The 25372-nt window shown below is 59.8% G+C and carries 20 protein-coding genes; 8 read left to right on the plus strand and 12 right to left on the minus strand.

The annotated features are described in order from the left end of the window. On the minus strand, window positions 1–127 hold a 127-nt coding region (locus tag ASE04_RS02280), incomplete at its 3' end, for a transposase (protein ID WP_082597227.1). Between the two features lie 216 nt (window positions 128–343). Between ASE04_RS02280 and ASE04_RS02285 the strand changes: the two genes are divergently transcribed. Then, complete coding sequence (locus ASE04_RS02285; protein WP_056811339.1) at window positions 344–1294, plus strand: arginase family protein; 951 nt, start codon at window positions 344–346, stop codon at window positions 1292–1294. Window positions 1295–1595: 301 nt separating this feature from the next. Here ASE04_RS02285 and ASE04_RS02290 read toward each other — a convergent pair whose 3' ends face one another. Together ASE04_RS02290 and ASE04_RS02295 are read right to left on the minus strand one after the other, a co-directional pair. Next, window positions 1596–3353, minus strand: coding sequence for an adenylate/guanylate cyclase domain-containing protein (locus tag ASE04_RS02290; RefSeq protein WP_056811342.1), 1758 nt, complete (start codon window positions 3351–3353; stop codon window positions 1596–1598). Between the two features lie 274 nt (window positions 3354–3627). Then, window positions 3628–4899 carry an HD-GYP domain-containing protein gene (locus ASE04_RS02295; protein WP_082597228.1) on the minus strand — a complete coding sequence of 424 codons (1272 nt, stop codon included), beginning with the start codon at window positions 4897–4899 and terminating at the stop codon, window positions 3628–3630. Window positions 4900–5312: 413 nt separating this feature from the next. Here ASE04_RS02295 and ASE04_RS02300 point away from each other — a divergent pair, with 413 nt between their 5' ends. Continuing rightward, window positions 5313–5654 carry a helix-turn-helix domain-containing protein gene (locus ASE04_RS02300; protein WP_244490314.1) on the plus strand — a complete coding sequence of 114 codons (342 nt, stop codon included), beginning with the start codon at window positions 5313–5315 and terminating at the stop codon, window positions 5652–5654. Between the two features lie 78 nt (window positions 5655–5732). Here ASE04_RS02300 and ASE04_RS02305 read toward each other — a convergent pair whose 3' ends face one another. Both ASE04_RS02305 and ASE04_RS02310 read right to left on the minus strand, forming a co-directional pair. Next, a complete protein-coding gene (locus ASE04_RS02305; protein WP_156408680.1) occupies window positions 5733–5918 on the minus strand; it encodes a hypothetical protein in 186 nt (61 codons plus the stop codon). Between the two features lie 103 nt (window positions 5919–6021). Next, complete coding sequence (locus ASE04_RS02310) at window positions 6022–6492, minus strand: NUDIX hydrolase (RefSeq protein ID WP_244490315.1); 471 nt, start codon at window positions 6490–6492, stop codon at window positions 6022–6024. A gap of 353 nt (window positions 6493–6845) precedes the next feature. Here ASE04_RS02310 and ASE04_RS02315 point away from each other — a divergent pair, with 353 nt between their 5' ends. The 6 genes from ASE04_RS02315 (at window position 6846) to fhuB (ending at window position 14718) form a co-directional block, all read left to right on the plus strand. Beyond that, entirely contained in the window at window positions 6846–7343 is a 498-nt protein-coding gene (locus tag ASE04_RS02315) for an RNA polymerase sigma factor (protein WP_056811358.1), read from the plus strand. An 89-nt stretch (window positions 7344–7432) separates the two neighbouring features. Beyond that, complete coding sequence (locus ASE04_RS02320; protein WP_056811363.1) at window positions 7433–8395, plus strand: FecR family protein; 963 nt, start codon at window positions 7433–7435, stop codon at window positions 8393–8395. A gap of 125 nt (window positions 8396–8520) precedes the next feature. Continuing rightward, entirely contained in the window at window positions 8521–10962 is a 2442-nt protein-coding gene (locus ASE04_RS02325; RefSeq protein ID WP_244490316.1) for a TonB-dependent siderophore receptor, read from the plus strand. 159 nt (window positions 10963–11121) lie between these two features. Continuing rightward, window positions 11122–11859, plus strand: coding sequence for an ABC transporter ATP-binding protein (locus tag ASE04_RS02330; RefSeq protein WP_443216839.1), 738 nt, complete (start codon window positions 11122–11124; stop codon window positions 11857–11859). After that, on the plus strand, window positions 11849–12754 hold the full coding sequence (locus ASE04_RS02335) for an iron-siderophore ABC transporter substrate-binding protein (protein WP_056811370.1): 906 nt from the start codon (window positions 11849–11851) through the stop codon (window positions 12752–12754). Before ASE04_RS02330 ends, ASE04_RS02335 begins: the two co-directional genes overlap by 11 nt. After that, on the plus strand, window positions 12754–14718 hold the full coding sequence (fhuB, locus tag ASE04_RS02340; protein ID WP_200960673.1) for a Fe(3+)-hydroxamate ABC transporter permease FhuB: 1965 nt from the start codon (window positions 12754–12756) through the stop codon (window positions 14716–14718). Before ASE04_RS02335 ends, fhuB begins: the two co-directional genes overlap by 1 nt. 17 nt (window positions 14719–14735) lie before the next feature. Here the strand turns inward: fhuB and ASE04_RS02345 are convergent, their stop codons facing one another. The 7 genes from ASE04_RS02345 to ASE04_RS02375 form a co-directional block, all read right to left on the minus strand. Continuing rightward, window positions 14736–15599: an alpha/beta hydrolase gene (locus ASE04_RS02345; protein ID WP_056811378.1), complete on the minus strand. Its 864-nt coding sequence runs from the start codon at window positions 15597–15599 to the stop codon at window positions 14736–14738. 339 nt (window positions 15600–15938) lie between these two features. Next, window positions 15939–16772: a ChaN family lipoprotein gene (locus ASE04_RS02350; protein WP_056811381.1), complete on the minus strand. Its 834-nt coding sequence runs from the start codon at window positions 16770–16772 to the stop codon at window positions 15939–15941. Continuing rightward, window positions 16769–17434, minus strand: a complete 666-nt coding sequence (locus ASE04_RS02355) for a hypothetical protein (RefSeq protein WP_210172100.1) — start codon at window positions 17432–17434, stop codon at window positions 16769–16771. Before ASE04_RS02355 ends, ASE04_RS02350 begins: the two co-directional genes overlap by 4 nt. Window positions 17435–17554: 120 nt before the next feature. Further along, a complete protein-coding gene (locus ASE04_RS02360) occupies window positions 17555–19264 on the minus strand; it encodes an ABC transporter ATP-binding protein/permease (RefSeq protein WP_056811387.1) in 1710 nt (569 codons plus the stop codon). A gap of 63 nt (window positions 19265–19327) precedes the next feature. Then, window positions 19328–21532: a TonB-dependent hemoglobin/transferrin/lactoferrin family receptor gene (locus ASE04_RS02365; RefSeq protein ID WP_162260511.1), complete on the minus strand. Its 2205-nt coding sequence runs from the start codon at window positions 21530–21532 to the stop codon at window positions 19328–19330. 938 nt (window positions 21533–22470) lie between these two features. Further along, on the minus strand, window positions 22471–23094 hold the full coding sequence (locus tag ASE04_RS02370) for a response regulator transcription factor (protein WP_056811392.1): 624 nt from the start codon (window positions 23092–23094) through the stop codon (window positions 22471–22473). Next, entirely contained in the window at window positions 23084–24994 is a 1911-nt protein-coding gene (locus ASE04_RS02375) for a PAS domain-containing sensor histidine kinase (protein ID WP_056811395.1), read from the minus strand. Before ASE04_RS02375 ends, ASE04_RS02370 begins: the two co-directional genes overlap by 11 nt. Window positions 24995–25372 lie beyond the last annotated feature (378 nt).

The following is a 25372-nucleotide window of genomic DNA, read 5'->3' on the forward strand; positions in this document are numbered from 1 at the left end:
TCCACTCGTAGAGCGAATGCGGGCTGACCCCCAGCCGCTGCGAGACCTCCGCTACCGGATAGCCCCGCTCAGTGATCTGACGCACCGCGTCACGTTTGAACTCTTCTGTGAAATTGCCTTTGCCCATATAGGCCTCCTGCCTCAAGTTTAGGGGAGAAGGCGTCTACAAATCTAGGGGCTATTCACTTCACCCTGAATCGCGTCCACATCCCTATCGCCTTGCCTCAAGGGTTCTTGCCCATGATCTGACTTGGGATTTTGTGGAATCTATGTGTTGATGGCTAAGAGCAATCGGCGCCACGCGGACTGATCATTAGGCCGATTTCATCCGACGGGAGCAGATATGACCGAGAAATTTCATCAAGTATCCGGGACATTCCTCGGCGTCCCTTCGGCCGCCGATGCGGCCCATGCTGACGTGGCAATCTTTGGCGCCGCGCATGGAACCGCTTATGCCGGCGCCCAGTCGAAACCACCGAGCGAGACGGGACCGGACGCCGTTCGCCGTGCAATCACCGCCGCCTCCGTTCACATCGATCACTGGGATTTCGATTTCGACGGACCACTGCTGAACGATGGCGCACTCAAGGTTGTTGATCTTGGGAACGTCCCGACGACACCGCACGCCAATGAGAACAATCGACATGCAATCGAGAATGCGACGCGAGATACCAGGGCACATGGCGCCGTGCCGATCCTCATAGGGGGAGACGATTCCACGGGCATCCCGTTCATGAGCGGATTTTCGGATCTGCCGGACCTGCACATCCTTCAGATCGATGCTCATATCGACTGGCGCGACCACATCGGTGACGAACGGTTCGGCTACTCGAGCACGATGCGCCGGGCGTCCGAACTCGCTAATGTCCGCTCCATAACGCAGGTCGGAATCCGGGCGGTCGGAAGCGCGCTTCGAGAAGAGGTCGAGACCGCAACATCGTGGGGCGCTCGTATTTTTACGGTTCACAAGTCTCGAGCATCGGGCATGACAACAGTCGCAGATGCCCTGCCCCGCCACGGTCATCTGCTGATCCACATCGATCTCGACGCCCTCGATCCCTCTATTTGCCCCGGCGTGAACGCGCTGTCACCCGGAGGACTTCGCCTAGACGAAGTTACCGATCTGATCGCCGCCGCAATGCAGGGCCGAACATTGGCGGGGCTTTCGATTGTCGAACTGGACCCTGCGGCCGACATCAATGCCATGACGGCAACAGTTGCCGGTCGGCTGATCTGCCATGTACTCGGCCATCTGGCACGCAGCGCGCCATCCGGAACGCGTCAGCGAAAATGAAGCGACCGGAGCCTTCAAGCGGCGTTGCCGTGAAAGCGGAGATCGTGCTTCGATGCGAGCGACAGGAAGCCTACCCCTCCAACCGGATCGCATGCTCAGCGTTGATTGCGGCTCGTTCGATCGATTTGTTTCCTATCCGTTTAACGAATGTTCTTATATCTCATATGGTATGTTAGCATCACCTTATCTTGCGCTCAGCACCGAGACGGAGACTTATCGTCCAGGCAACGTCGAGGATGAGCCAGATGGGGCGCCCTGGCAGCCGTCGGCCCTATAGCACCGCCGAGCACGCCATTGGGTTTCAACGCTCAGGCACCCCAACCTTCCGTAACGCCTCCGCCATCTGGTCAGCCCATTGGGGGACAGCTCTGAAGACAGGCCGCTTCATATAGCGCTCGATCGTAAATCCTGGCTCGGCGGCCAGCAACTTCGTTGCGGCCCAGCGAGCTGTGTCCTCATCGCCACCCATCGATGACCATGCGGTCATCATTCGATAAGGCCACGTCACGTCCGGATGTTTGTTGACGACCTCCCGTGCGATGTAGACGGCTTCGGAAAGAGACCCTGCCAACGCCAGGGCGAGCGCAAACCCCATTCTCATATTGAACGCCAGAGGATCAGCCGGACTGAGCGTCATCGCTCTCTCGAACCGCTCCCTGGCGGGATAGGGCTCGCCCTTGTAGCTCGCCACCCAGCCAAACCGCGCCCATGCCCATGCGTTGTTCGGATCAAGCGCCAGCGCCCTCTCGAGGAACGCGGCCGCACGGTCCTGATCACCACAATGGCTGATTGCTCCGCCAACCGCAGTGAGAGCTGTCGGGTCATCGTCGATGGAGCGTGTTGCGGCCTCGATTGCGCCCAATGTGAGTTCCAGTTCCCGCTCAGGTTCTTCAGTCCAGACATAGCCGAGGTTCTGGGCGTGGCACCATGCCAGACAGGCGTGGGCCCGGCCGTAAGCTGGGTCGATCGCAATAGCGTCCTCAAGCAAGGGAATTGCCAGCTTGACGCCTTCCTTGTTGTGGCCCCACAGGTGCGGGTAGGCCCGCATGACCAGGTCATAGGCACGACGGCTGCTTGGTGGCTTGCGCCTCGACAGCTCGATCTCCGCACTGCGGATGGCTGGATGGATTGCGCCGGCAACCTGCGCCGCGATCCTGTCCTGAAACTCGAAGAGGTCTTCGGTCACGCCCTCGTATCGTTCCGACCAGAGTTGGGTCCGTCTCTCGGCGTCGACCAGTTGGACAGAAATACGCAATCGCTCACCACCGCGGCGGACAGTCCCTTCCACCACGTAGGACACACCAAGTTCCCGGCCAACGTCGCGCACGTCGATAAATTTCCCCTTGTAGGTAAAGGCCGACTGGCGCGCGATGACGAAGAAGTCGCGAACACGAGACAGTGCCGAGGTAATTTCCTCAACCACGCCGTCCACGAAGTACTCATCGGTCGGGCCGCTGAGATTGTCGAAGGGCATCACGACGACAGACGGCTGATCCTTGCCGAAGCGGTTGGCGGGAGTTGATCCGGATAGTCCACCGAGCGCCTCGTCCGACCAGTCGACTTGGAACACCCAAACAGGTCTTGGAATATTCTTGAGCGCCCGCTCGCCGAGACTCCTCAAAGCGAACGCCACCTTGCCGTCAAGATGCTCGCGCACCGATCCGGAAATGCAGATGCCCGAGGGTGTTGCCATTTCCTGCAGGCGCGCAGCGACGTTGACGCCATCGCCCAGCAGATCGCCGCCCGACACGACCACGTCCCCCAGATTGATCCCAATGCGGAATTCCAGCCGGCGTTCCCTGGGGAAGTCTCCGAAGTGACGAAGAAGGCGACGCTGGATTTCGACCGAACAGCGGACCGCTTGAACAGCACTCGGGAACTCCACCACGAGACCGTCACCGGCACTCCCAAAGATGCGGCCACTATGCTCGCGTACCAGTTCCGCAATGTGGTCATGGCACAAGGTAAGGGCGCGGATGGTCCCCTCCTCGTCGAGAGCGGTGAGCCGACTGAAGCCGACCACATCGGTGGAAAGGATTGCTGCAAGCTTTCGATCCACAGCGGCGACCGCTCCTGCGGGGGTCAAGGTCTTTGGGTGACTACGCCTGTCCGATTGCCCGGAGTTTACATGTGACGGCGGTCGAAATCCACCGCCCACCTTCTTGCAATGGCGCGACCCGCAAGTGGAACCAAGCTCCGCGCCTCGACCGCTGCCCGTTAACGAAGGTCGATGACTACCACCGAACCCGGCCGCGTTACGGCGCGCTTGCTCAAACACACCAATTCTTTGCAACATCTGGTGCCGCGATCGCCAACCATTTGGAAATCAGCCGTCAAACGGCGGCCCGCGTTCCGGATTGATCGTCCATCTCGACTTCAACGCTATTCCGTCCGTCCATGAACCGCTCATGAATCTCGTTGAAGCGAGGAGCAACGGTTTCGAAGATGTCGAGCAACTCCGGATCGAAATGCTTCCCCTTTTCGGCGAGGATGATCGCGACCGCCTCCGCGTGAGGTATCGCAGATTTATAGATGCGTTCCGAGACGAGTGCATCGTACACATCGGCGATGGCCATGAGGCGCCCGGCGAGCGGAATGCTCGGCCCTTTCAGCCCATGCGGATATCCGGAGCCATCCCACTTTTCGTGATGGGTGAGGACAATCTGTTGAGCCACACTCAGGAAGTTACTCGACACGCCGAGATGCTGCTGTGCGTTTGCGATTGCCAACATGCCGAGCTCGCAATGGGTCTTCATGATCGCGAATTCGTCCTTGCTCAGCTTTCCGGGCTTCAGCAAAATCCGGTCGGGAATGCCAACCTTTCCGATATCGTGAAGCGGCGCCGACTTGTACAGGAGTTCGACCAGCGCCTCACTCAGTTCCGACCTGAATGCAGGATGCGCCCGTGCAGCCTCGGCCAGAACACGAATGTAGTGCTGCGTACGGCGGATATGGTTCCCCGTTTCGTTGTCCCGGGTTTCTGCCAGCGACGCCATCGCAAGAATGATGGCATCCTTGGCACGCAGAGCTTCTTCTCGCGATGTAGCCAGAGAATTGATCAGTGCTACGTTGGTCATGCCGACCGCTGCACTGTTTGCAATACGCCGAAGTATATGCACACTTTCTGCGCTCGGAACGTGCTGCTTCGCCCAGTATGCGCCTATAGCCCCGACGGGATCCTCTTCCCTGACCGGCATCATGACCAGGCTGCGCACGAAGGTCGGTCGATAAGCCGCATGTGGTATGCGATTATCTGCATAAATATCATCAACGATCGCTGCCTGACGATTAAGGATCGTCCATCCCGATATGCACTGCTCAAGCGGAAACCGCTGGCCCTTCCAAAGGGGCGCAATGGCGTCTTCGTCGGCATAATGACAAAGACCGTCTTCGCGCAGGACAAATGTGATGCCATCCGCACCGATCAGCCTTCTTGCTGCCAGGCGTACGGCAGACATGATTTCCGCCAATCCCCGAGCCATGGAGATGCTCAGTATCAAATTCTCCAGATCTAAAACGGATTCTTCTGCGCTTTCACGAGTAGCTAATGCAACCATGTCGGACCGGATGGATTGAGTTTGACTAGACCGGCCGCGCTTGGCCATCGCGATATTCGATATTTATCCGCAATATATAACAATCTACTTAAGGTCGTAGTATTTGCAACCTCAGCGCCAGTTGTTTCGAGATTTATTTCTCGTCATGCGATATTGTCGCGCTTGTTGTCGCGCAATGACCGCCGCGCGGGCTGCAGTCTTACAATTGACCGCAGGCTTTACTTTATAGAGCGCCCTTCAGATCATCTTGCCAGAAGCGTCAAGCGACGGACCAAATCCGCCTAGAGGCGATCGCGACCGGCGTCTTGCTTGGCACCCCGGACCTTGGTCGGATCTAGCTAACGTCCGGGCACTCCGTGTAGAATCTGCCTACCACGTCAGATCTGCAATGGACGCCCATGCCAAGAACATCGAGCAAGACCGCCGCCAAAGTCGACTCCGAAGTTGGGGCAAGGATCAAGATGCGCCGCAAGGTTCTTGGCATGTCGCAGACGTCGCTTGGCGAGAAATTGGGAGTTACCTTCCAGCAGGTCCAGAAATACGAGAAGGGCATGAACCGCGTCGGCTCGAGCCGCTTACAGCAAATCGCGTGCGCTCTGGGCACAACACCCGCCGCCCTCTTCGGACAATTCGAAGGGGACCAGGCAACCAAAATGGTTGAAGTCCAGGCGATCGAGCAGCTCGTCCGGTCTTCGGAGGGGTTCGCGCTAAACGTCGCCTTCGTCAAGATTCGTGATGAGCAAGTGAGAAGATCGATCATCGCGTTGGTGAAAAGTCTGGCGACGGATAGAGGCAGCGATTGAGTAGCTTGATCCGCCATGGCGTTCCAAACAGCTTCGTAAGCTCAAGGCCAATGTGTCGACGGTCGGGCCGGTTGCACCCTACTGCCAGAATTGCCTCATCGTCTTGATCGCAAAGCTCGTCATCAAGAGAATGAGAACGAACACGGCACCCGAGTAAAGAAGGCCTGAGAACGGGCACATCAACGCGATCTCGGCTGACGCATACCCGGACAAGGCTCCGATTACGACATTGACCAGTACCGGTATGTCTCGCGGTTGTTCCACGGCTTGCCTCCGTGATCCCGTCGTAAACGTTTCGTCCTTGGCGATCGTTCTCTTCTCCAGTGCAACATTAGATAATCGCATCAAACTATTATTAGCACATGGTTTATTTAAGCCTCGATTGACCGGGAAGCCGCAGGAGCAGACGCTTGAGGCTTGGTTCCTTGACGCGCAACGCGGCTTCTTGCGGCGACAGCCAAGCCTGCTTTCGTTGTCCGCGTTCCGGAAAGCGAGGCGCCATGCGCCGGACCTCCAGGAGATGGACGTCGACCACCGCATCAACCCTCATATGTGTCGAAAGAACCTTCACGTAGGCATATCGGCCGAAGATGGTCCGGCTTACCCGTCCCTTTGCGCCGGCTTCCTCGAAGGCTTCCTGTTCGGCGGCTCGGTGTGAGGCCTTCCCGCCAATCGGCCATCCCTTGGGTATCGTCCAGCGGCCGGTATCACGCGTCGTGATAAGAAGGACTTCGAGACCGATGGCGCCAGTTCGGTAGCAGATGGCTCCGACCTGTCGGATGCGTCCGCCATGCAGCATAGCGTCGGCGAAACCTGCCATCCGTGAGAATTGTTTCAACGATCGGTTCATGCTTGGTAGATGGAGCGCGACTGGCGAGCAGCAAGTGGGACAGAGCGCCCGAAACCCCTCGCCGGAATACCGGCATATTTCGTGGCACGGGAAAGAAGGGCACAGGAGTTGCGTCGTTTCCATCTGGACGACGTTCGTCGCTGCTTCGATCAACCGTGACCTTTAGGGCCACCGAAAAGGTGACATTTTCACACCACTTTTGATCCGAATGTCCGACACATGGGCCGTTCCATTGAATTAATCTTGCCAGAGAAAATTCAGCGGCGCAGAAGTTGTCCGCGGCGCGGGTGAAGCGCTGAGTTGTCCGGGGACCATAGCAGGTAAGTGAAGCAGGCGTAGACATGAGTTGGGATCTCCATAGTCTTTTCCGACACCACGCGAACGGAATCGCCCGCTCGTTGCGTCGCAGCGGGTTCGGAGACGATGTTGCAGCAGACCTGACGCAAGATACGTTTCTGCGCGTGATTACAAAACCTCCGGCCGGCGACGCTCAGAACCACAACCCGAGAGCCTACCTCTACAAGGCCGCCCGCAATCTCGGGATCAATCATCAGCGGCGTGAGGCACTGATCGAAACGGTCGATCTCGATCAGGCGGCCGACATCGCCGATCCCGCTCCGTCACCCGAACGCATTGTCTATTCGCGGCAGTGCCTCGTGCAAACGCACCAGGCGCTCGGTGAACTGCCGGAGCGCACCCGACAGGCCTTCGAGATGCACCGGCTGGGCGAACGGACCATCGCCGAGGTGGCCGAGGAACTGGGCATTTCCACTACCCGCGCCTGGTCGCTGATCCGCGACGCCTACCGGCACCTCGTGCTGCGCGTCGGCACATTCTGAATATCCCCAAGACGATTAGAGAAAATTCACGCGGCTCGTTTGTATAAGAGATAGGGCATTTGAATGCCGATCTCCTGGGAAGGATGACTATGAACGAGGCGACACCGGATCAGGATCGTCTGCTGGACGAAGCGATCGATCTGATCATCCGGCATCAGAACGATCCCGATAATCCCGTGGCGCTGGAGATGATCCGCGCCTGGCGCGCCCGCAGCCCTGATAATGAGGAGGCGTGGCAGCGCGTGTCGAAAATCCATGGCGCATCCGGCCTCATCCTCAGCGAGCGGCGCAAGATAGAGCGGCGCGAGGGCCTTGGGCTGACGCGCAGGAATTTCATGGTCGGCGGGCTTGCTACCCTCGGCTTCGGAGCCGCGACCTATTCCTTCGGCCCGAGCCTGCTGCTTAGAACCCGTGCGGACTACATGACGGCCAAGGGCGAGATTCGCCGTATCGATCTGCCGGATGGCAGCGGGGCGACGCTCGGCCCCGAAAGCGCGATCGCGCTCAACTTCGGAGCCGAGGCCCGCACCGTGGACCTTCTGGCGGGCATGTCGTTCTTCGAGGTCGCGAGCGATGCCAGCCGGCCCTTCTCCGTTTTGTCGGATAGCATGCGCGCAACGGCCCTCGGCACGGCCTTTGATGTATCTGAAGACGCGGGAGTGTTTTCGGTCGGCGTCGATCATGGTCTTGTCGACGTGCGGGCGGCCGCTGGCGCTCCCGAGAGCATCGCATCGCTGACGGCTCGCCAGTGGATGACCATCGACCCCGTTTCCGGCGATATCGACCGCGGCCAGCGCGAGGCTGGGCAGATCGCATCCTGGCGCGACAAGCTGCTCATCGCGGAAAGGGAGACGGTCTCCGCTCTCGCCGCCCGGATCGGCCGCTGGCTCCCCGGTCGCATCATCATCGCCGACCGTCTTGTCGGCCGGCAGCGCGTCAGCGGGGTTTTCGACCTCAACGATCCGCTGCGCGCGCTTCAGGCCGTGGTGCACCCGGCCGGTGCGCGTGTGCGCCAGGTCACGCCTTACGTCACCGTCGTTTCCAGCATCTGAAAAAAGTTGAGTGAAAAAGTGAAAAAATCGCAGGCCCGTTTGTAACAGTAACAGGGACGACGGCTAAAGCTTGTCCGGCATGGCCGCTCGCCCTGGAATATAAGCAGACATGGAGTGACCAAGGGATGCGAGGGACCGGCGAGACGAATTTCAAAAGCACGGGTAAGGCACTGGTAACGGCGCTGATGATGACGACGGCGATCGGCGCCAGCTTCGCCTTGGGTTGCCGCCAGGCCTCGGCGCAGGCGCAAGCCCAGGTCTCCTTCTCCGTGCCGGCCGGCCCGCTGAGCCAGGCGCTGACAGCCTTCGGCCGCCAGGCCGGGTTGCAGGTCACCTATCTCGCTTCCGCCGCCTCGGGAAAGACATCGCCGGGCTTTTCCGGCTCGGCCACGCCGCAGGCCGCGCTGTCCAGGATTCTCGCCGGATCGGGCCTCCTCTTCTCCTTCCCGAATGCCACGACGGTCGCAATCTCCGCGACTGCGGGCGGATCGGCAGGCACCGCGAGCGACAGTTCGACCGTGCTGCAGCCGATCGTCGTCGCCTCGGAATCCGCTCAGGCCGACAACAGCACCGTCACCGCCAAGTTCAGCAGCGCCGCCACCAAGCTCGATACGCCGCTCGTCAAGACGGCCCGATCTGTTTCGGTGGTCACGCGTAAGGAGCTCGAGCAGCGCGACGCGCAAACCATCCTCGAAGCCGTGCGCTACTCGGCCGGCGTGACGACGAGCCAGAGCGGTTTCGACCCGCGCTTCGACGAACTGCATATCCGCGGCACCGAAGCGACGTTTACCAGCGACTACAAGGACGGCTTGCAGCAGCCCTATATGAACTTCTCGATGTTCAGAACGGAGCCCTACTCGCTGGAGCGCGTCGAGGTCGTGAAGGGACCGGTCTCGATCCTTTACGGCGCCGGCACGCCTGCGGGTATCATCAACAAGGTCTCGAAGTTCGCCGACGGCAGCCAGATTCGCGAAGTCGAGGCGATGTACGGCACCAAGGACCGCAAGCAGGTCGCTTTCGATTTCGGCGACACGATCGGCGAAGGCGACGATCTCTCCTATCGCCTTGTCGGCCTTGCCCGCAAAGGCGAGACCAATTTCGACATCGAGGACGACAGCTATCTGCTGCAGCCGTCGCTGACATGGCAGCCGTCCGACCAGACCAAGGTCACGCTCTATGGCCTGGCGCAGAATATCGAGACGGACGGATCCGTCAGCGCCCTCGTCGACGAGAACGGCGTGGTCCATGACATGCGGGCGAGCGATCCGAAATACGACTATCAGAAGACCAAGCAGCAGCAGGTCGGGTACCAGGTCGAGCACGAAATCAACGACCTCGTCACCTTCAGGCAGAACGTGCGCTATTCTCATCTCGGTCTGGAGGCACGTTATCTGGAAATTGCCGGATATGACGGGGATATCGTGCACCGCTATCCGGTGGCGTTCCGCGAGAACATGAACGTCTTCCAAACGGATAATCAGTTGGAATGGACATTCGATACCGGCGCGGCATCGCACAAGCTCCTGACCGGCGTCGACTACATGAAAGCGGGATCAACGTTCCGCTATGGCTATGGTGTAACCGATCCGACCGATCCGGATTTTGACTTCTCATTCGACCTCGATCTGTCCAATCCCGTCTACGGCATATCCGGCCCGACCGCCGGCTTGGACAACTACCAGCAACGCGCGCGGCTCCAGCAGACTGGCGTTTACGCGATCGACCAGATCGAGGTCGACAAATGGAACTTCACACTCGGTGGTCGCCAGACATGGGTCCAGCAGACCAACGGCGGACAGAGCGACGGCGCCCTGATCGATGATCATCTCGCCACCGGCGCCTTCAGCATGCAGGCAAGCGCCCTCTATGCCTTCGACAACGGCATTTCGCCCTATGTCAGCTACGCAACGTCCTTCATGCCAGTGACCAACCGCTCGGTCTCCGGAAACATTCTTGATCCCGCAAAGGGCGAACAGACCGAGGTCGGTGTGAAGTACCAGCCGCCAGGCACTGACATCCTGCTGTCGGCCGCCGCCTACCATCTCGTGGAGAAGAACAAGCCAGCGCTAGATCCGGATGATCCGACGGCAACGTTCTATCGCTCGATCGGCGAAGTCACCAACAACGGCATCGAGCTCGAAGCGCGCGCCCAGATCGCCGACGGCTGGGACCTGGTCGCCGCCTATACCTATACGCACGCCGAAATCACCGGGGGCGACTTCGTCGGCAACGAACCCGCCGTCACGCCGCCGCACGTCGCAAGCCTCTGGGCGAACTACACCTTCGCGGAAGGCAGCGCGGTTCCCGGTCTGTCGGCCGGTGCCGGCATCCGCTACGCCAGCGCCAACTACACCAGCACCGAGAACACGACCAAGAACGATGCAAGCGTCTATTTCGACGCCGCGATCGGCTATGACTTCGGTGCCATCGACAAGAAGTACGACGGTCTGGTCGCCGCCTTGAATGTTCGAAACATCGCTGATGATCGCGATACCATCTGCAACGAAGGATCCTGCTACCTGGGTCAGGGCCGCAACATCACCGCGTCGCTGAAATATCGCTGGTAATTCGTCCGCGAGATCACCAGCCACATCGGCAAATGACATCCCCCGCGTCGCCCAGCGACCGGGGGATTGGCAATCACAGAATGAGGTCTTCCATTGAGCGAGAACACGAAGCTTTCCCAAGGCGCGGCGTCGTTCGTCGTTGACGGTGTCGGCCTCTCGATCGGCGGCGCCACCATCCTGCAGGATGTCGATCTGCTGTTTCCCGCAGGCGAGGTCGTCGCGCTGATTGGCCACAATGGTTCCGGCAAATCCAGCGTGTTGAAGATGCTCGCCCGGCAGCTCGCACCGACATCTGGATCGATCCACTACGGCGAGCATGATCTGATGCATTCCAGCGAGCGCACTTTCGCCCGCTCCGTCGCCTATCTTCCGCAGGACGTGAATTCCGGTTCGGAGATGACGGTTCGCGAGCTGGTAGGCTGCGGCCGCTACCCGTGGCATGGACCGCTTGGCCGCTTTTCGAAGGTCGACGCAGAAAAGGTCGCCCTCGCGCTCAAGGCGACCCATGTGGAAAGCTCGGCCGATCGCATCGTCGGCACCTTGTCGGGGGGCGAGCGGCAGCGGGCATGGATCGCGATGCTGATCGCCCAGGACGCAGGTTGCCTGCTTCTAGATGAGCCGACCGCCGCTCTCGATATCGCCCACCAGATCGAGGTGCTCTCGCTCGTCCGGCGCCTTGCGCACGAAGGCGGCCGGAGCGTCATCATCGTTCTTCACGATATCAACATGGCCGCCCGCTTCTGCGATCGTATTCACGCACTGAAGCAGGGTCGCGTCGTGGCAAGCGGAACGCCCGGCGACATCCTGCAGCCGTCTACCCTGCACGACATCTACGGGATCGACATGGCGATCATCCCTGCCCCAAACCTCAACCACCCGCTTGCCTATGTCCCCTGAAACAAGCCGTTCGCTCTCCCTCTCCCGCCGCTCCTTTCTCGGTTGCGCGGCGGCTACCGCGCTGTTTCCGACGCCGTTGCTTGCGCAAACCGCCGGGCAACGGATCGTCAGCCTCGACTACGGCATCGCATCCACGTTGCTATCGCTGGGCCTGCCGCCGGTCGGCCTGTCCGATCTCGCCGATTGGAGCAGGTGGGTGGTGGAGCCGGCGCTTCCCAAGTCTGTCGTCGATATCGGCAACTCATTCGAGGTCAACTTCGAAATCCTGCTTCAGCTGAAGCCCGACATCATATTGACGACGCCCTTTCTCGACGAACTGCTCCCGAAGCTGCAGTCGGTCGCGCGGGTAATCCGGCTGGAGGTCTTCTCGCCCGATGCCGGTCCCGTTCTTCCCGCCGCCATCGCGGCCACCCGCCAGCTGGCAAGCGAGCTCGGGCGAGAGACGGAAGCCGAGGCGTTCCTTGCCCGCTCGGACGCCTTTCTCGATCAGTGCCGCGCCCGGCTGGCGGAGAAGAACTTGCCGTCCATCGGCCTGGTGAACTTCATGGATGCGAGGCACGCTCGCATCTACTCGAACCCCGGTCTGTTCCACAACGCGATGGAGCGCATCGGCCTGCGAAATGCCTGGACCGAAGACTCGAACTATTGGGGCTTCGACACCATCGGCATCGAGGAGCTTTCCCGCGTCACCGACCCGGACGCCCGACTGATCGCCTTTGACCCCGTTCCGGCCGACGTCCTGCCCAAACTGGCATCGAGCCCTATGTGGAATCGCCTTCCCTTCTCTCGTCCCGGCCACCTCTCGGTCCTTCCGCCGGTACTGATGTTCGGCATGGTCAACGAGGCAGTGCGCTTCGCGGGCCTCTTGACGGACCATCTGGAAAAAGACGCATGATCGCATCCCGCCGCGACAATATCGGCCCGGCCTCCGTCACGATCCTGCTTCTTGCGCTGGCCGGTATCGCCTGCTGGTTCCTGGTAGCGCCGCCGCTCTCCGCGGTCGCCGGCCCGCGCTACGACATCACGCGGATGGTGCTTTACTACTCGACACTGCCGCGCCTTGCGACCGCATTGATCGCCGGCGCGGCGCTTGCGCTGTCTGGTGCGTTGCTGCAGCAGGTGCTGCGCAATCCGCTTGCCGATCCGACCACGCTCGGCATCTCCGCCGGCGCGAACCTGGCGCTTGTCGTCGCCTCCCTGTTCGTGCCCGGCCTACTGGGTGCCGGTCGTGATTTCATCGCGCTGTCAGGCAGTGCGGCGGCCGCCATAATCGTCGTCGGCCTCGGCGCGCGGCGCGGCTTCTCGCCCTATTCGCTCGTGCTGTCAGGCCTGGTGCTGAGCCTCTGGTGCGGCGGCCTTGCCGCCATCCTCACCTATCTCAACGAGTCGAGCCTCGCGAGCCTGTTCATCTGGGGTGCCGGATCGCTAGCGCAACAAAGCTGGGTCATTCCGCTGTCACTTCTATGGCGGCTGGCACTCGTTGCCATCGTCTGCGCTCTGGTAATCCGCCCGCTGTCGCTTCTCGATCTCGGCGAAAGCGGTTCGGCGGCGCTCGGGGTGCGTCTTGTCCGCCTGCGCTTCATCGTCATCGCAGCCGCAGTCGCGCTCGCGGCTTTCGTCACCAGCGCGGTTGGCGTCATCGGCTTCATCGGCCTTGTCGCGCCTACGTTGGCGCGTCTGGCGGGGGCGCGGCGGCCGGCGCAGCTCATTTTCTGGTCGCCGCTGATCGGCGCCAATCTGCTGTTGCTCGCCGATTCGGTTTTGCAGCTAGTCGCTGGCGAACTCGGCGATTTCCTGCCGACGGGAGCGGTTACCGCGATCTTCGGATCTCCCCTGCTGCTTGCGCTGCTTCCACTGCTGAAAATCCGCCACCGCATCCAGCCGTCACCCTTCAGGCAGCAAAAGCACGGATTGCCCGCGACCGCTGTCATGGCGCTCGCCGCCATCTGCCTTCTCGTCGTGCTTGCGGCCGGCATATTCCTCGGGCGGGACGAGACCGAGGGATGGCATCTCGTCTCCGGCGGCCTTGCCGGTGATATCCTCGCCATCCGCATTCCCAAGGTGGTAGCCGCGTTGGCATCGGGGGCGATGCTGGCGGTTGCCGGAACCATCTTGCAGCGCCTTACCTCGAACGAAATGGCAAGCCCCGAGGTGCTCGGCATCAGCGCCGGTGCGACCTTCGGCGTCGCCATCGCGCTAATCGCAGTCACGCCTGGTATTGCCGGACAATTCACCTTCGCGGCGGTCGGCGCGATCGGCGTTCTCGCGGTCATCGTCGTCAGTTCGCGGCGCAGCTCGTTCGCGCCGGAACGCGTGCTGCTGGCCGGCATCTCGCTAAGCGCCATGGTCGATGCCGTCGTCGGCGTGCTCAGTTCGTCGGGAGATCCGCGGGCCGCGATCCTCATGCGCTGGATGAGCGGATCGACCTACCTCGTCGACGCCACCACCGCGCAGATCGAGGCGGTCGCCGCCGTTCTCCTGCTCTCGGTCACCTTCCTCGCTCGCCGCTGGCTCGACCTTCTGCCGCTCGGGCCAGCGCCAGCAGCCGCGATCGGCGTGCCGCTGGCCAAATCACGGTTCGCGCTGTTCGGTTTGGCAGGGCTGATGACGGCGGCGGCAACGCTCACCGTCGGGCCGCTTTCGTTCGTCGGGCTTATGGGCCCGCACCTCGCGCGCGAAGCCGGCTTGAGGCGGGCGCTACCGCAGATGGTGTGCGCGGCGCTGATCGGGGCAAGCCTGATGGTCGCCGCCGATTTCGTCGGTCGCACCATCGTCTCGCCGTACCAGATCCCCGCCGGTCTCGTCTCAGCGCTGATCGGCGCGCCCTTCCTGATGCTGATGCTGCGCCGGAAGGCCTGAGATTTCGTCCGCGTTATTCAGTCGCGAATGGCGAAAGCGATGCTGACCGCGCGATTGACGACCGCGGCGAGCACCGACATGTGCGTTTCCCCGGGTAAAAGCTCGAACCGCGCCCTCAATCCGTCGGGCGTGCCATCCAGTCGCTCCGCCATCTCGCGGGCGAGGTCCACCGTCCGCTCAAGCTTGTTGTTTTCGAGGCGCTCGGCGGCATCCTCATTGTGATACTGAAACGGCGCCAGTTCGTCGCCCTCGTACTCGCCAGCAGACAGGTGAACGAAGCCTCCGGAACCGTGCGTGCGACGCGCTTCACGCTCCAGAAGCTGCGAATCTTCCCAGGAGATGCTCGGGCTGGCGGCGATCCAGTTCCTGAACAGGTCCGGCCGCTCGAACAGCGCGAAAAGCGTGAACAGCCCGCCGAAGGAGTGACCGAACAGCGCCCGTCGGCCTGCATCGACGGGTGCCCTGCGCGCGATCTCGGGCAGGAGGTCCGCCTCGATGAAATGCAGCAGCTTGTCGGCGCCGCCGGTCCTTATCTCCGGGCCGCCTTCGTTGTACGGCGGATAGGCCCTGCCGGGCGGCGGCACCAGATCCCAGGAGCGCCGCATACCATCATAAGCCTCGTCGGTGGGATAGCCGATGGCCGCAACCACGCCCCAGCCGACATTTGTCGCATTCGGATAAGGCGCCTGCGTTACGAGGCTGCTGACCGCGAAGGGAAAGGTGGCGTTGCCATCCGTGAGGACAAGAAGCGGCCAACCTTGCGCCGGTGGGGATTCTGCCGGGACGGACAGGAAGATGCGATACGGTGCGTCGCCAGTCGATGGAACAAGATCGAAGTAGCCTGCCCCAGGGATCACGACGGATCCATCACAGTTATTCATGCAAAATCTCGCTGCCAAAGCCCATGATCGAGTTTTGTCAGTACGTGACGCCCTGATTTTCGGCAAGCGAAGTAGCACATCGGACCAGTCTATCTTGACGGCGACGGAGGTCGATCGTCGAGCTCCGAGAACGAAATTGAACGTTTCGACACGAGCAATCACCCGAGGCGTTCTGCGATCCGGATTTTCGAGGCTTCCGAGGACACGGCAAGAAGAGAATTGCTATGCGGACATAGGAAATCACGAAACGCAGCTAGACCGGGAGTACCCGAGGCTTCGCCGGGGTCGGGTCGATACGACTACGCGGCGTACTCGCTGACCTCCAGTCCCCGCCCAACCTCATTCTACTTCGCATTCCGGCTTAATGTAAAACATCGCATCGGCGATGCAGGCATCCGCAGCGCCCGCGACAAACGGGGTGTCGCACGGCAGGAGCACGGCGACATCCGAAATGCCGAGATCGGCAAGTTGTGCCGGTGTGCCGTATCCATATTCCAAATGCCCGCGCCCGATTATCCCGACAACGAGAGGTGAACTCATGGCTCCATGAGCTTCGACGATGTTGCACGCAAAGGCGCGGTCCCAGGTCTGCTGTGCCCGTACGAACCGATCGAACTCGGGATCATCGGCTGATCTTGCCTTGCGATCAGGTCGCCCGCCACCCGTGAGGTTGAATAGATATTGCCGGTGCGCATCGGTCGCTGGCTTGGCGGGCGATACCCCGTCGCGATCTTCGATAGGGATCGCGTCCCAACCGAGCTTACCGACCTCCGTTACCAGAGCGCGTCGGCAATTCAACGCCTTCATCGCCACCTTGAACTGCCGGCAAAAGTGGAAAAGCGGCATGTAAAGCTCGGGCTCAAATCCCCAAACCGATTTCCATTCGACCTTATCGAGGAAGCTTGCCGCGTCCAGATTACCGGCAACCCATTCGTTCAGGACCGGCTGGCAACGCCGCGGGAACATCTCGAAGCCAACGACGATGTTGTCATTATAGGCATACAAGCCAGCCAGCACATGCAGCTGCCATCGATGAATGTCATAGCGATCGTGTGTTTCGCCAAGTAGCACGGCTTGCTTCGTCGCCATGTGACGAAGCAAGCCGCCATGTGGGAGAAGCGCTCCTGTTGCCGGTGCGATCCATGTTCCCGGTGAATGGACGCTGCTCGTCATGGCGCGGTCTCGGCGTAAACCGGCGCTGATGCAAACGCCAATGGATCAATTGCCCGAACGGTCAGCCCGGTTTCCTTTGCGTCGTGGTCGAGTGCTCTGAGGATTGTGGTGCCGTCAACTTCGTCTTGCCGCCACGCGCCGACTGTCGATCCTAGCAGATGCAGATGGAAATCATCCGTCATGACGTTGATGAAACCCATGCCGGGACTGACCTTAGGAATGACGCCGGTCCAGCGCTGTGTGAAACCCGGCTCCTCGAACGTGATGGTGACCGCCTGCCCCGAATCGAGGGCTGCATTGAGCGGCGCCAGGCCAGGGTCTCCCGGCGAAACGGGCTGGCGTTCAGGACGCGGTGGCCTTGCAGGGATGCTGGGGTCGACGACGATATTCAATCCTTCGAGAGCAGCCTCGAACGGCTCCAGCCCGCCAAAACCGACGATGGCAAACAGAGTTTCCCCGTCCTCGCGATTGAAATCGATGCGGGGATACACCTTATCACTCATGATGCTGGAGGTATCGATCAGAGCCCTTTTCACCAGGGTAGGATCGATGTGGCTGTCATGCGCGCTACCGCTACAGTGGAGCAGGCCATTCTCCTCGGTCACGGCCTCGACCACCCCGATCCGCTCATGGGTCGCGCCATTGCGCTTGCCGATGATCATCAGGCTCCCGATGTGCGGCAAGCGTGAGATTACCTCGGTTGGGTCGTTATCAATGTAGCGGCGCGTGGGCGCTATTGTATCCGTCATGTCTATCTTCCGTTCACTTTATAATGGCCGTGTTTACAGGGACCGTGGTTGAGGCTCGTGGCAGAGCTCAATAACGCGCAGCTCACTCACAGCCTCGGGCAGCCGATGCGCAATGATGATCAATGCCGTCGCCTTTAGCCGATTGCGTAGCAATGCAAAAATCGCGGTCTCCGACGCCGGATCGAGTGCACTGGTTGCCTCGTCGAGGACCGCCCAATCCGGTTTGTGTAGTAAAATCCTCGCTATCGCGAGTCTTTGGAGTTCTCCACCGGAGAGCTGGTCGAGCTTCCCATTGACGCATACCTTCTCACCTTGGCTATCGAGCACATGGCCAAGGCCGACGGCGCGTATGGCATCCTCGATTGCCGCATTATCAAAGCGGCCGCGTGGCGCAGGATAAGCTGCGGCGTCTATGATATCGCCCTCGGGGATGTATGCCTTCTGCGGGACGAAGCTCCAGCTGCCATCGGGCTTCGTTATCTGCCCGCTGCCGTGTTGCCACAGGCCCGCAATCGCTTTGGTCAGCGTTGTCTTGCCAATACCTGATGGCCCCTGCAGCGCGACCGTCTCACCCGGCGATATGCTCAGGTCAGAAACCGACAACAAACGGCGACCGGCCGGCGTTTGCAGTGTCAGGTCCACAAGCTGGAAGGACTGGCCGGCACGGGAAGTCCGTAGATCATTGCTGCGGAGTGCCGTCGCAGTCCGCGCAGCCTGGATGAAGTGATCAAGGCGCGACGAGGTGGCGACAAGCTCCGAAAGGTCGCGATAGGAAAAGATGATCCAGGAGAGCGACGTGACAACGTTCGAAAAGGCCATCGCGAGTTGCATCAAACCACCGAAAGCGACGTGACCGGCAATATAGCCGGGCAGAGCGACGAACAACGGTATCCGCAACACCGTGTGCTGAAACGGGAAGGTGAACGTGCCGAGAATAAGTTCCCGCCGCATCAGCCTCCGCCAGTTCTGCGCCACGGCGGCAAAACGGTTCCGGAAGATCAGCTTCTCCGCCTCTTCGCCATCGGCGAGCGCCACTTCGTCACTCGCAGTGCGCCATCTCGCTATGGAGAAGCGAAAGTCCGCCTCCCTCCGCTGCTGCTCGGACAGCAATCGCTTCAGCGGCCGGCCAAGCAAGTGGGTGATCCCGGTGGACAGTGCGACATAGATGAAGGCCGCCCAGATCATGTATCGGGGAATGTCCACATCGATGCCGATGAACCCGAGCGACAGCGGGAAATTCGACAATCCCCAAAGAAGCGCCAGGTAGGAGAACAGGCCGACGACGCGGCCGATGAGATCCAGAGCCTCACCTAGTATCCGGGTGACGAATATCCGGCAGTCGTCGGCAATCCGCTGGTCCGGATTGTCGATCCGGCTATTTACGGCATTGGCCATATGCCAGTGGGCCTTGTGAGCCGTCCAGAGGTCGATCGCATGATCCGTCAGCGACTTCCGCCAAAGGATTTCCAGCATTTTGCGAAGGTAATTGGCCGCGAGCCCTCGGACAGAGTTCACAGCGATGATGAGTGCGAAAATACCGATCTGGCGGCCGATCTCCGGTCCATCAACCTTCTGGATCGCCGAATAGAATTCACCGGTCCACTGGACCAGGCGGACGCCCGTGTAGACCGCGCCGAGTTCCAAGGCGATGACAACCGCGAGAAGTAGCAGCTGAGACCGTCCGCCCGGCGCACGCGCGCAGATGGCGAGAAGTCTGCCGAATTGTTCAAGAACGTGAAGCATTGAAAGTACCCAGTGAAAGGGAATGCGGGCCAAGCAGCCCGCATGGCGTCATCAGCGGATCAATCAGAACTTGACCGTTGCTCCGATCTTGAACACGCGTCCGGGTCCAGTCTGCAGTTCCAGCGGGTTGACGTTGGCGGTCGCTGTCGATGGCGCGACGCTGCCATACTCGGTGACGCTGCTCGGGAAGTAGCGGCGATTGAAGATGTTTTCGATCCCTGCCGTCAGCTCGAAGTTTTCACGTGGCGTCCACTTCGCATAGGTGTCGAAGACCGCGTAGCCGGCAGGCATGAAGTTCGTAGCGACTGCGTTTTCAGTGCGGCCGGCCGCGAAATTGCCGAACACCTCGAATTGCAGATTGTAATCGGGAAGAACATGCTTGAGCCCGATGACCGCGTTGACCGGCATCGCTCCATTGAAGGCGGTCGTTGCGGCCGTTTCCGAGACCTGCTGACGTCCCCTGCTCCACGATACGCTGCCCGATAGCGTGGTGTCGGTCATGATCTCGTATTCCCCGCCGAACTCGAGCCCCCACAGATGCACATCCTCCACGTTGTCCGATGTATAACCCAACACTGGAACGCCAGCGGAGTTGGTCAGCGTCACGGGCTGGAGACTGCGGATGAAGTTCTTGTAGTCGGAATAGAAAGCCGCCACTGTGAAGTAGCCCTTGTCCAGTTCACCCCGGAAGCCGATCTCGTAGCTCTCGACGGACTCGGGCTTGAGATTGGGGTTCGGAATGATCGACGATCCGGAGAATGGATCGTCGCTCGACTGGAAGAGCTGCGCGGAGGTCGGCATCTTGAAGCCTTCGCCATAGCTCGCATAGACGGAATAGGTATCGGTCAGCTTGTAGATCGCGCCTGCGCGCTTGATCAGTTCGAGGTTGTCCTGCTGTCCAGGACGGTAGCCCGGAAGGCCCGGATAGCTCGCATCGCCCGTCGGGTCGATCGAATAGTAGGCAAGCCGAACACCAGGCGTCAGCGTCAGCCTATCGTCAAGCAGAGAAATCTCGTCCTGAAGATAGAAGTCCGCGCGTTCGGTCGTCACGCGTGGGAAGCTGAAACCCTGGTTGATAGCCGTCGTTGTGGTGTTGGTCAGAGAGTTGTAGCTGGTGTTGATGCCGGCGTAATCACCCTTGCTGCGATCGCCGTCGAAACCATAGGTCAGCGTGTGATTGCTATCGCCGAGATCGAAGGATGACTGCATCTGGATATCGAGCTCCAGGAAGTCTTCGGAATAATCGCGATACTGATTTTGCAGCTGGTAGCGGTTCGAGTAGATCCGCCGCTGATTGCTATCGGTCTTTCGGCCCTGCTCGGAATAGGAGAGCTTCCAGTTGATGCTGTCCAGCCAAGAAGCACCGACCTGCCAATCATGCTCCAGCGCAATCCGCCGGCGGCTCATATCAAGGTCGCGGTTGTAGTAGTCGCTGTTGTAAGCAGTCGTTGTTGGGATGCCGGTCGCCGACGCTCCAGAGTCATAAAGTTGCAGGATGTCCGTGTCGCGCCCGAACAGCTCGCCGGTGAGCTTGATGGTGTTCTCTCCGTCGGGCGTCCAGACGATCTTGCCGAGCGCATTGTTGACGGTATTGTCCGCCGGGAACAGTTGATCGCAGGTGAAATTTCGACGTGAGCATCCCCAGACGCCGCCATCGGCCCGGGCATTGCTCAAACGCGCCTCGTGTCCCGACGTCTGCCCATAGCTGCCGAGCACCTCGACATCGCCGAAGTCGTAAGCGCCGGTGACCTGCTTGCGCCAGCTTCGGTCGAAGCTGTCAAAATCGGTCTTGACCTGCAGCGCCCAGGGCTTGCTGGGATCAGTGAGAAGATCGGATGGATCCAGCGTCTGGAACATGACGGCGCCGCCGACGGCGTCGGCGCCCCACAGAACCGAGTTCGGCCCTTTCACGATCTCGACGGCACGGAAGTTGCTCATGTCGAAGAAGTCGCGGCTTCCATCGGTGATCCGCTCCTGAACACGCGAGCCGTCAACGGTGAGCTGGACGCGGTTGCCGCTCATCCCGCGGATGCTGAAGCTGTTGAGCTGCCCCCAGGGATTGGTGATCGATGTCGTCCGGTCGACGGTGACGCCGGGTTCGTGGCGCACCAGATCCTGCATGTCACGGACGTCGTGATCTTCGAGCTCTTCGCGGGTAATTACAGAAATCGACTGCGGAACATCGAGCACACGCTTGGTCTTGCGTGTCGACAGGATCACGATCTTATCGAGGACCGTTTCGCCTTCCTTGGGCTCGATAGGTTGCACGTCCTGGCCAAAAGAAACATTAGCCGACGTAAGAACTGAAATGACAGCCAACGCCGTCATACTATTGAAAATATGATATAAGTTACGCTTTTCTTTACGCGCCCCGAAAACCATCTGCCGTTGTTTCCCCCGAAACCAAATTCAGTTGCGGAGGAAGCGCTATAAAACATGATGAAAAGAATCAAGTTAAAATGTGGCATAATTGGGACTGTTGGAACGCCTTCGGCGCAGACCGATACACCTCCAACTTGCATCAAGAAGATGGTCCACAAAGAAAGCCAGCAGAATGATAAACGCGTCGCTCTGCGCCTTGATAAGACATAGTTAGCTTGGACGGATCGGGCTCTCCCATGGCCTCGATCACGGTCGATAACAGGGACCATTTTGGACTCGCAAGCATCGACGTCGAACAGCTTCGGCGCACTTCCCTAATACGGGGAAACCGTGCAGCGCGAGGAAAATGTGCCGCTGTCGGCAAACATGACCCGACCTGCCAGCTCCGCTAGCCAATTAGCAGACAGGGACAAAATCGTTCGACCAATCGCATCACGTTCGGCGCTGGTGGCGGTATCGACAACAAATGCCGCCGGAGTTCAAAATGGCAAATCATGCTCCCGACGACGGCACCCGACACAACCATAAGCCGGTACAAAAGCGAAAAACTGAGGCCAGAATAGCGATGCAAAAACTAGTATAAAAAAATCATGTTTTAGGCGACGCGGTGATGGCCGGGCTTTCCAAATGTGCCGGTCGCCCTCTCATGATGGCAGGAAATTGAGCCCAGGCGATGAATTGTGGCCGACTCGATCCACAGCCATGCGGGGGGCGGCTCGGAATAATCGGGTGACGCGGCGATCCCCGCGCGCGCGGGGCATGACGTTGGACAGCCTCACGTAGATCTAGAAAGAAATCTGACCAATGCTCCGTTCAGAATACTCCTAGTTATCCAGAATAGCTGCGATTCTGACCAGATCGGCGACCGACGACGCGCGCATCTTGCGCATCATATGACCTCGATGCAGTTTCACTGTTGCCTCAGCAAGATGAACGTCGGCGGCAATCTGCTTGTTGAGCTTACCGGCCACCACCATTGTCATTATCTGCCGCTCACGCTCGGTAAGTTTGGAATATCTCAGGTGCAGCGCCGCCGACTGATTTGCCTCTTCGCGTCGAGCATTGTCACTTGCCAACGCACGGTTCACCGCTTCCAGTAGGTCCTGCTCGCGCACAGGCTTGGTAAGAACATCGATGGCGCCGGCCTTCATCGCACGGACGGCCATTGCAACATCGACATGGGCGCTGATCAGCACCACGGATCGTGGATGCCGACTTTTCGCGAGCGCCTCTTGAAACTCCAGGCCGCTCTGGCCCGGTAGGCGGATGTCGAGAACAATACAGCCCGCACGATCAGGGTCGTCCACAGCAAGAAACTCGCTCACCGAACCATGGGTTTCTGCAATCAGCCCCACCGATTCGAACAGGCCTTTCAAGGCATCGCGGACGCTTTCATCGTCATCGATGACGATGACGGTCGGCTGCCCTCGTTTGCGGTCATCGATCATAGTCGGGCACGCCCTCCACCGTTGGCAAGATGAAACTGAACTCGCTGCCAACACGACGGTCTCGCGCCGAAATCCAGATCCGGCCGCCGTGGGCATCAACGATCGAACGGCATATCGAGAGCCCCATCCCGATGCCATCGGTTTTCGTGCTGTAGAATGCTTCAAACAGGCGATCCACCTCCCCGGCAGAGACGCCCCGACCCGTGTCCGACACGCTCACTTTTACAAGACGCGGTTCATCCACAGCGCAACTGATATCAATACGTCTTTCTCTTGAAGAAGCGGTCATTGCTTCGGCACTATTCATAACCAGGTTAAGCACAACCTGCTGTATCTGCGTTCGATCACCAAGGATTGCGACAGGGAGATCCGGCATATTCAGATTGACGTCAATTGCACGCTTTTGAAGCTCCGCTCGCAGCAGAGCGAGAACGTCGCGCACCGCGGAAGTCAACTCGGTCCGCTCGATCTTTGCGGGGAGTTTTTGAGCCATTGCTTTAATACTGGCCACTATGTCTCCGGCGCGATGGCCATCTTTCACAATTCTTTCCGCCGCCAGCCGTGCCTGTTCCAAATCGGTGTTGCCGGGCTGCAGCCAGCGCAGGCACGTACCGGCATTTGTGACAATCGCCATCAATGGCTGGTTGACCTCATGGGCAATCGATACCGCAAGTTCACCCGCAGCTGTCAATCGCGTGACGTGGGCAAGGTCGCTCTGGCTCTGCCGCAACGATTCTTCCGCCCGTTTGCGGTCCTCGATATCGACGACCACGCCATACCACCTGACGACATTTCCATCGGAATCCATCAGCGGGTTCTGTCGGAGATTGAACCACCGGTATTCGCCGTCAGCGCGTCTGATCCGCGCATCAACAGGGCGGCCGCGTTTCGACCGGAGTATCTCCTCCCACGAGGTCCGCATTAGCTCGACGTCATCCGGGTGGAACATTCGATAGAAGCCAAATCCGACGATCTCGTCGAAGGGCAACCCAACGAAATCGATGAGGTTCTGATTCCAGTATTCCAGGGCCCCATCAGGCGTGCAGGACCAGGCCATGGCGGGTATCGTGTTGACGATGAGATGGAGCTTACGCTCGCTTTCCCGCAAAGCCGCTTCGCCTTCCCGAAGCGCGTCCTCGGCACTTTGGAGGTCATCAATGTCTATGTTGACGCCAAACCAGCGCTCCGCGCCATTCGCATCGATCAGCTTGCGCCCCGAAAAATAAAACCACCGGTAATTTCCGTCCGCGCCGCGAATACGCCCCTTCAAAAGAGTACGGTCAGAGTGCGCGAGATCGCGTTTCCAGATGTCGACCATGCCAGGAACATCATCCGGGTGATACAGATCGAGAAAGCCCCAGCCGAGGACCTTCTCGGCCGGGAGGCCGGCATATTCCAGCCAACTCTGATTGACGAAATCAGCAGTACCGTCTGGGCGGGCCGACCAGACGAGCACGGGCAGCGAATTGATGATCAGGCTCAGGTTTTCTTCACTTGCAGCAAGTGCCGCCTTTGTTGCCTGCAAGGCGTCTTCGGCCTGCTTTCGGTCCTCTATATCAAGAACCACGCCATACCACCTCTCGACATTGCCTTCGGCATCCAGCCGCGGCTTCTGTCGAAGCGTGCACCAGCGATATTGACCATCTTCCCGCCGAATCCTGCCAACGACCTCTCGGGCGGTGCGAGACGCCATGATGGCATGCCATTCCGAAGCAAGACGCGCGGTGTCGTCGGGATGGAAAATCTGGTAAAATCCCACGCCGGAAATTGCATCCAGTGGGCCCCCGATAAACTCGAGAAAGTGCTGGTTGGCGAAATCCAGCATTCCATCAGACGTCGCGGACCAAACCATCGCGGGTATCAGATCGACAATGGGATCGGCTTCTGGTCTTCTATCCACACCATGCTCCGCGCAGAGTTTGCGGCATCCAAGATGCCGATGCCTCGAGAGAAATTCCTACGTGATTTCTATGAGTTACGTAAGAACTAATCGATATACCAAGGTCTATGGCTGCAATGCCATGGTCTAGTTGCATGGGACCAAGATCGCAATTGAGAGCGACCACAATCCGACCTAATCGTTGAACACCGGAAACCCCTGATGAAGGCCGATCGGCTGAGTGGCTGTACCGGTTAAGGCGAAATCACGTTCATCGAAAACCGGCGTGCCGCGCAGCGATATGTTCACAATCTACAGGCCGATGCCAAGGCCGCATTTGGCGCGACGGCAGCACCGCATGCAAGAACGGAGCGGTCCATTTGAAGCTAAGTGTTCCAT

Origin of the sequence: Rhizobium sp. Root708 (assembly GCF_001429725.1) — a bacterium.
Taxonomy (GTDB): Bacteria; Pseudomonadota; Alphaproteobacteria; order Rhizobiales; family Rhizobiaceae; genus Rhizobium.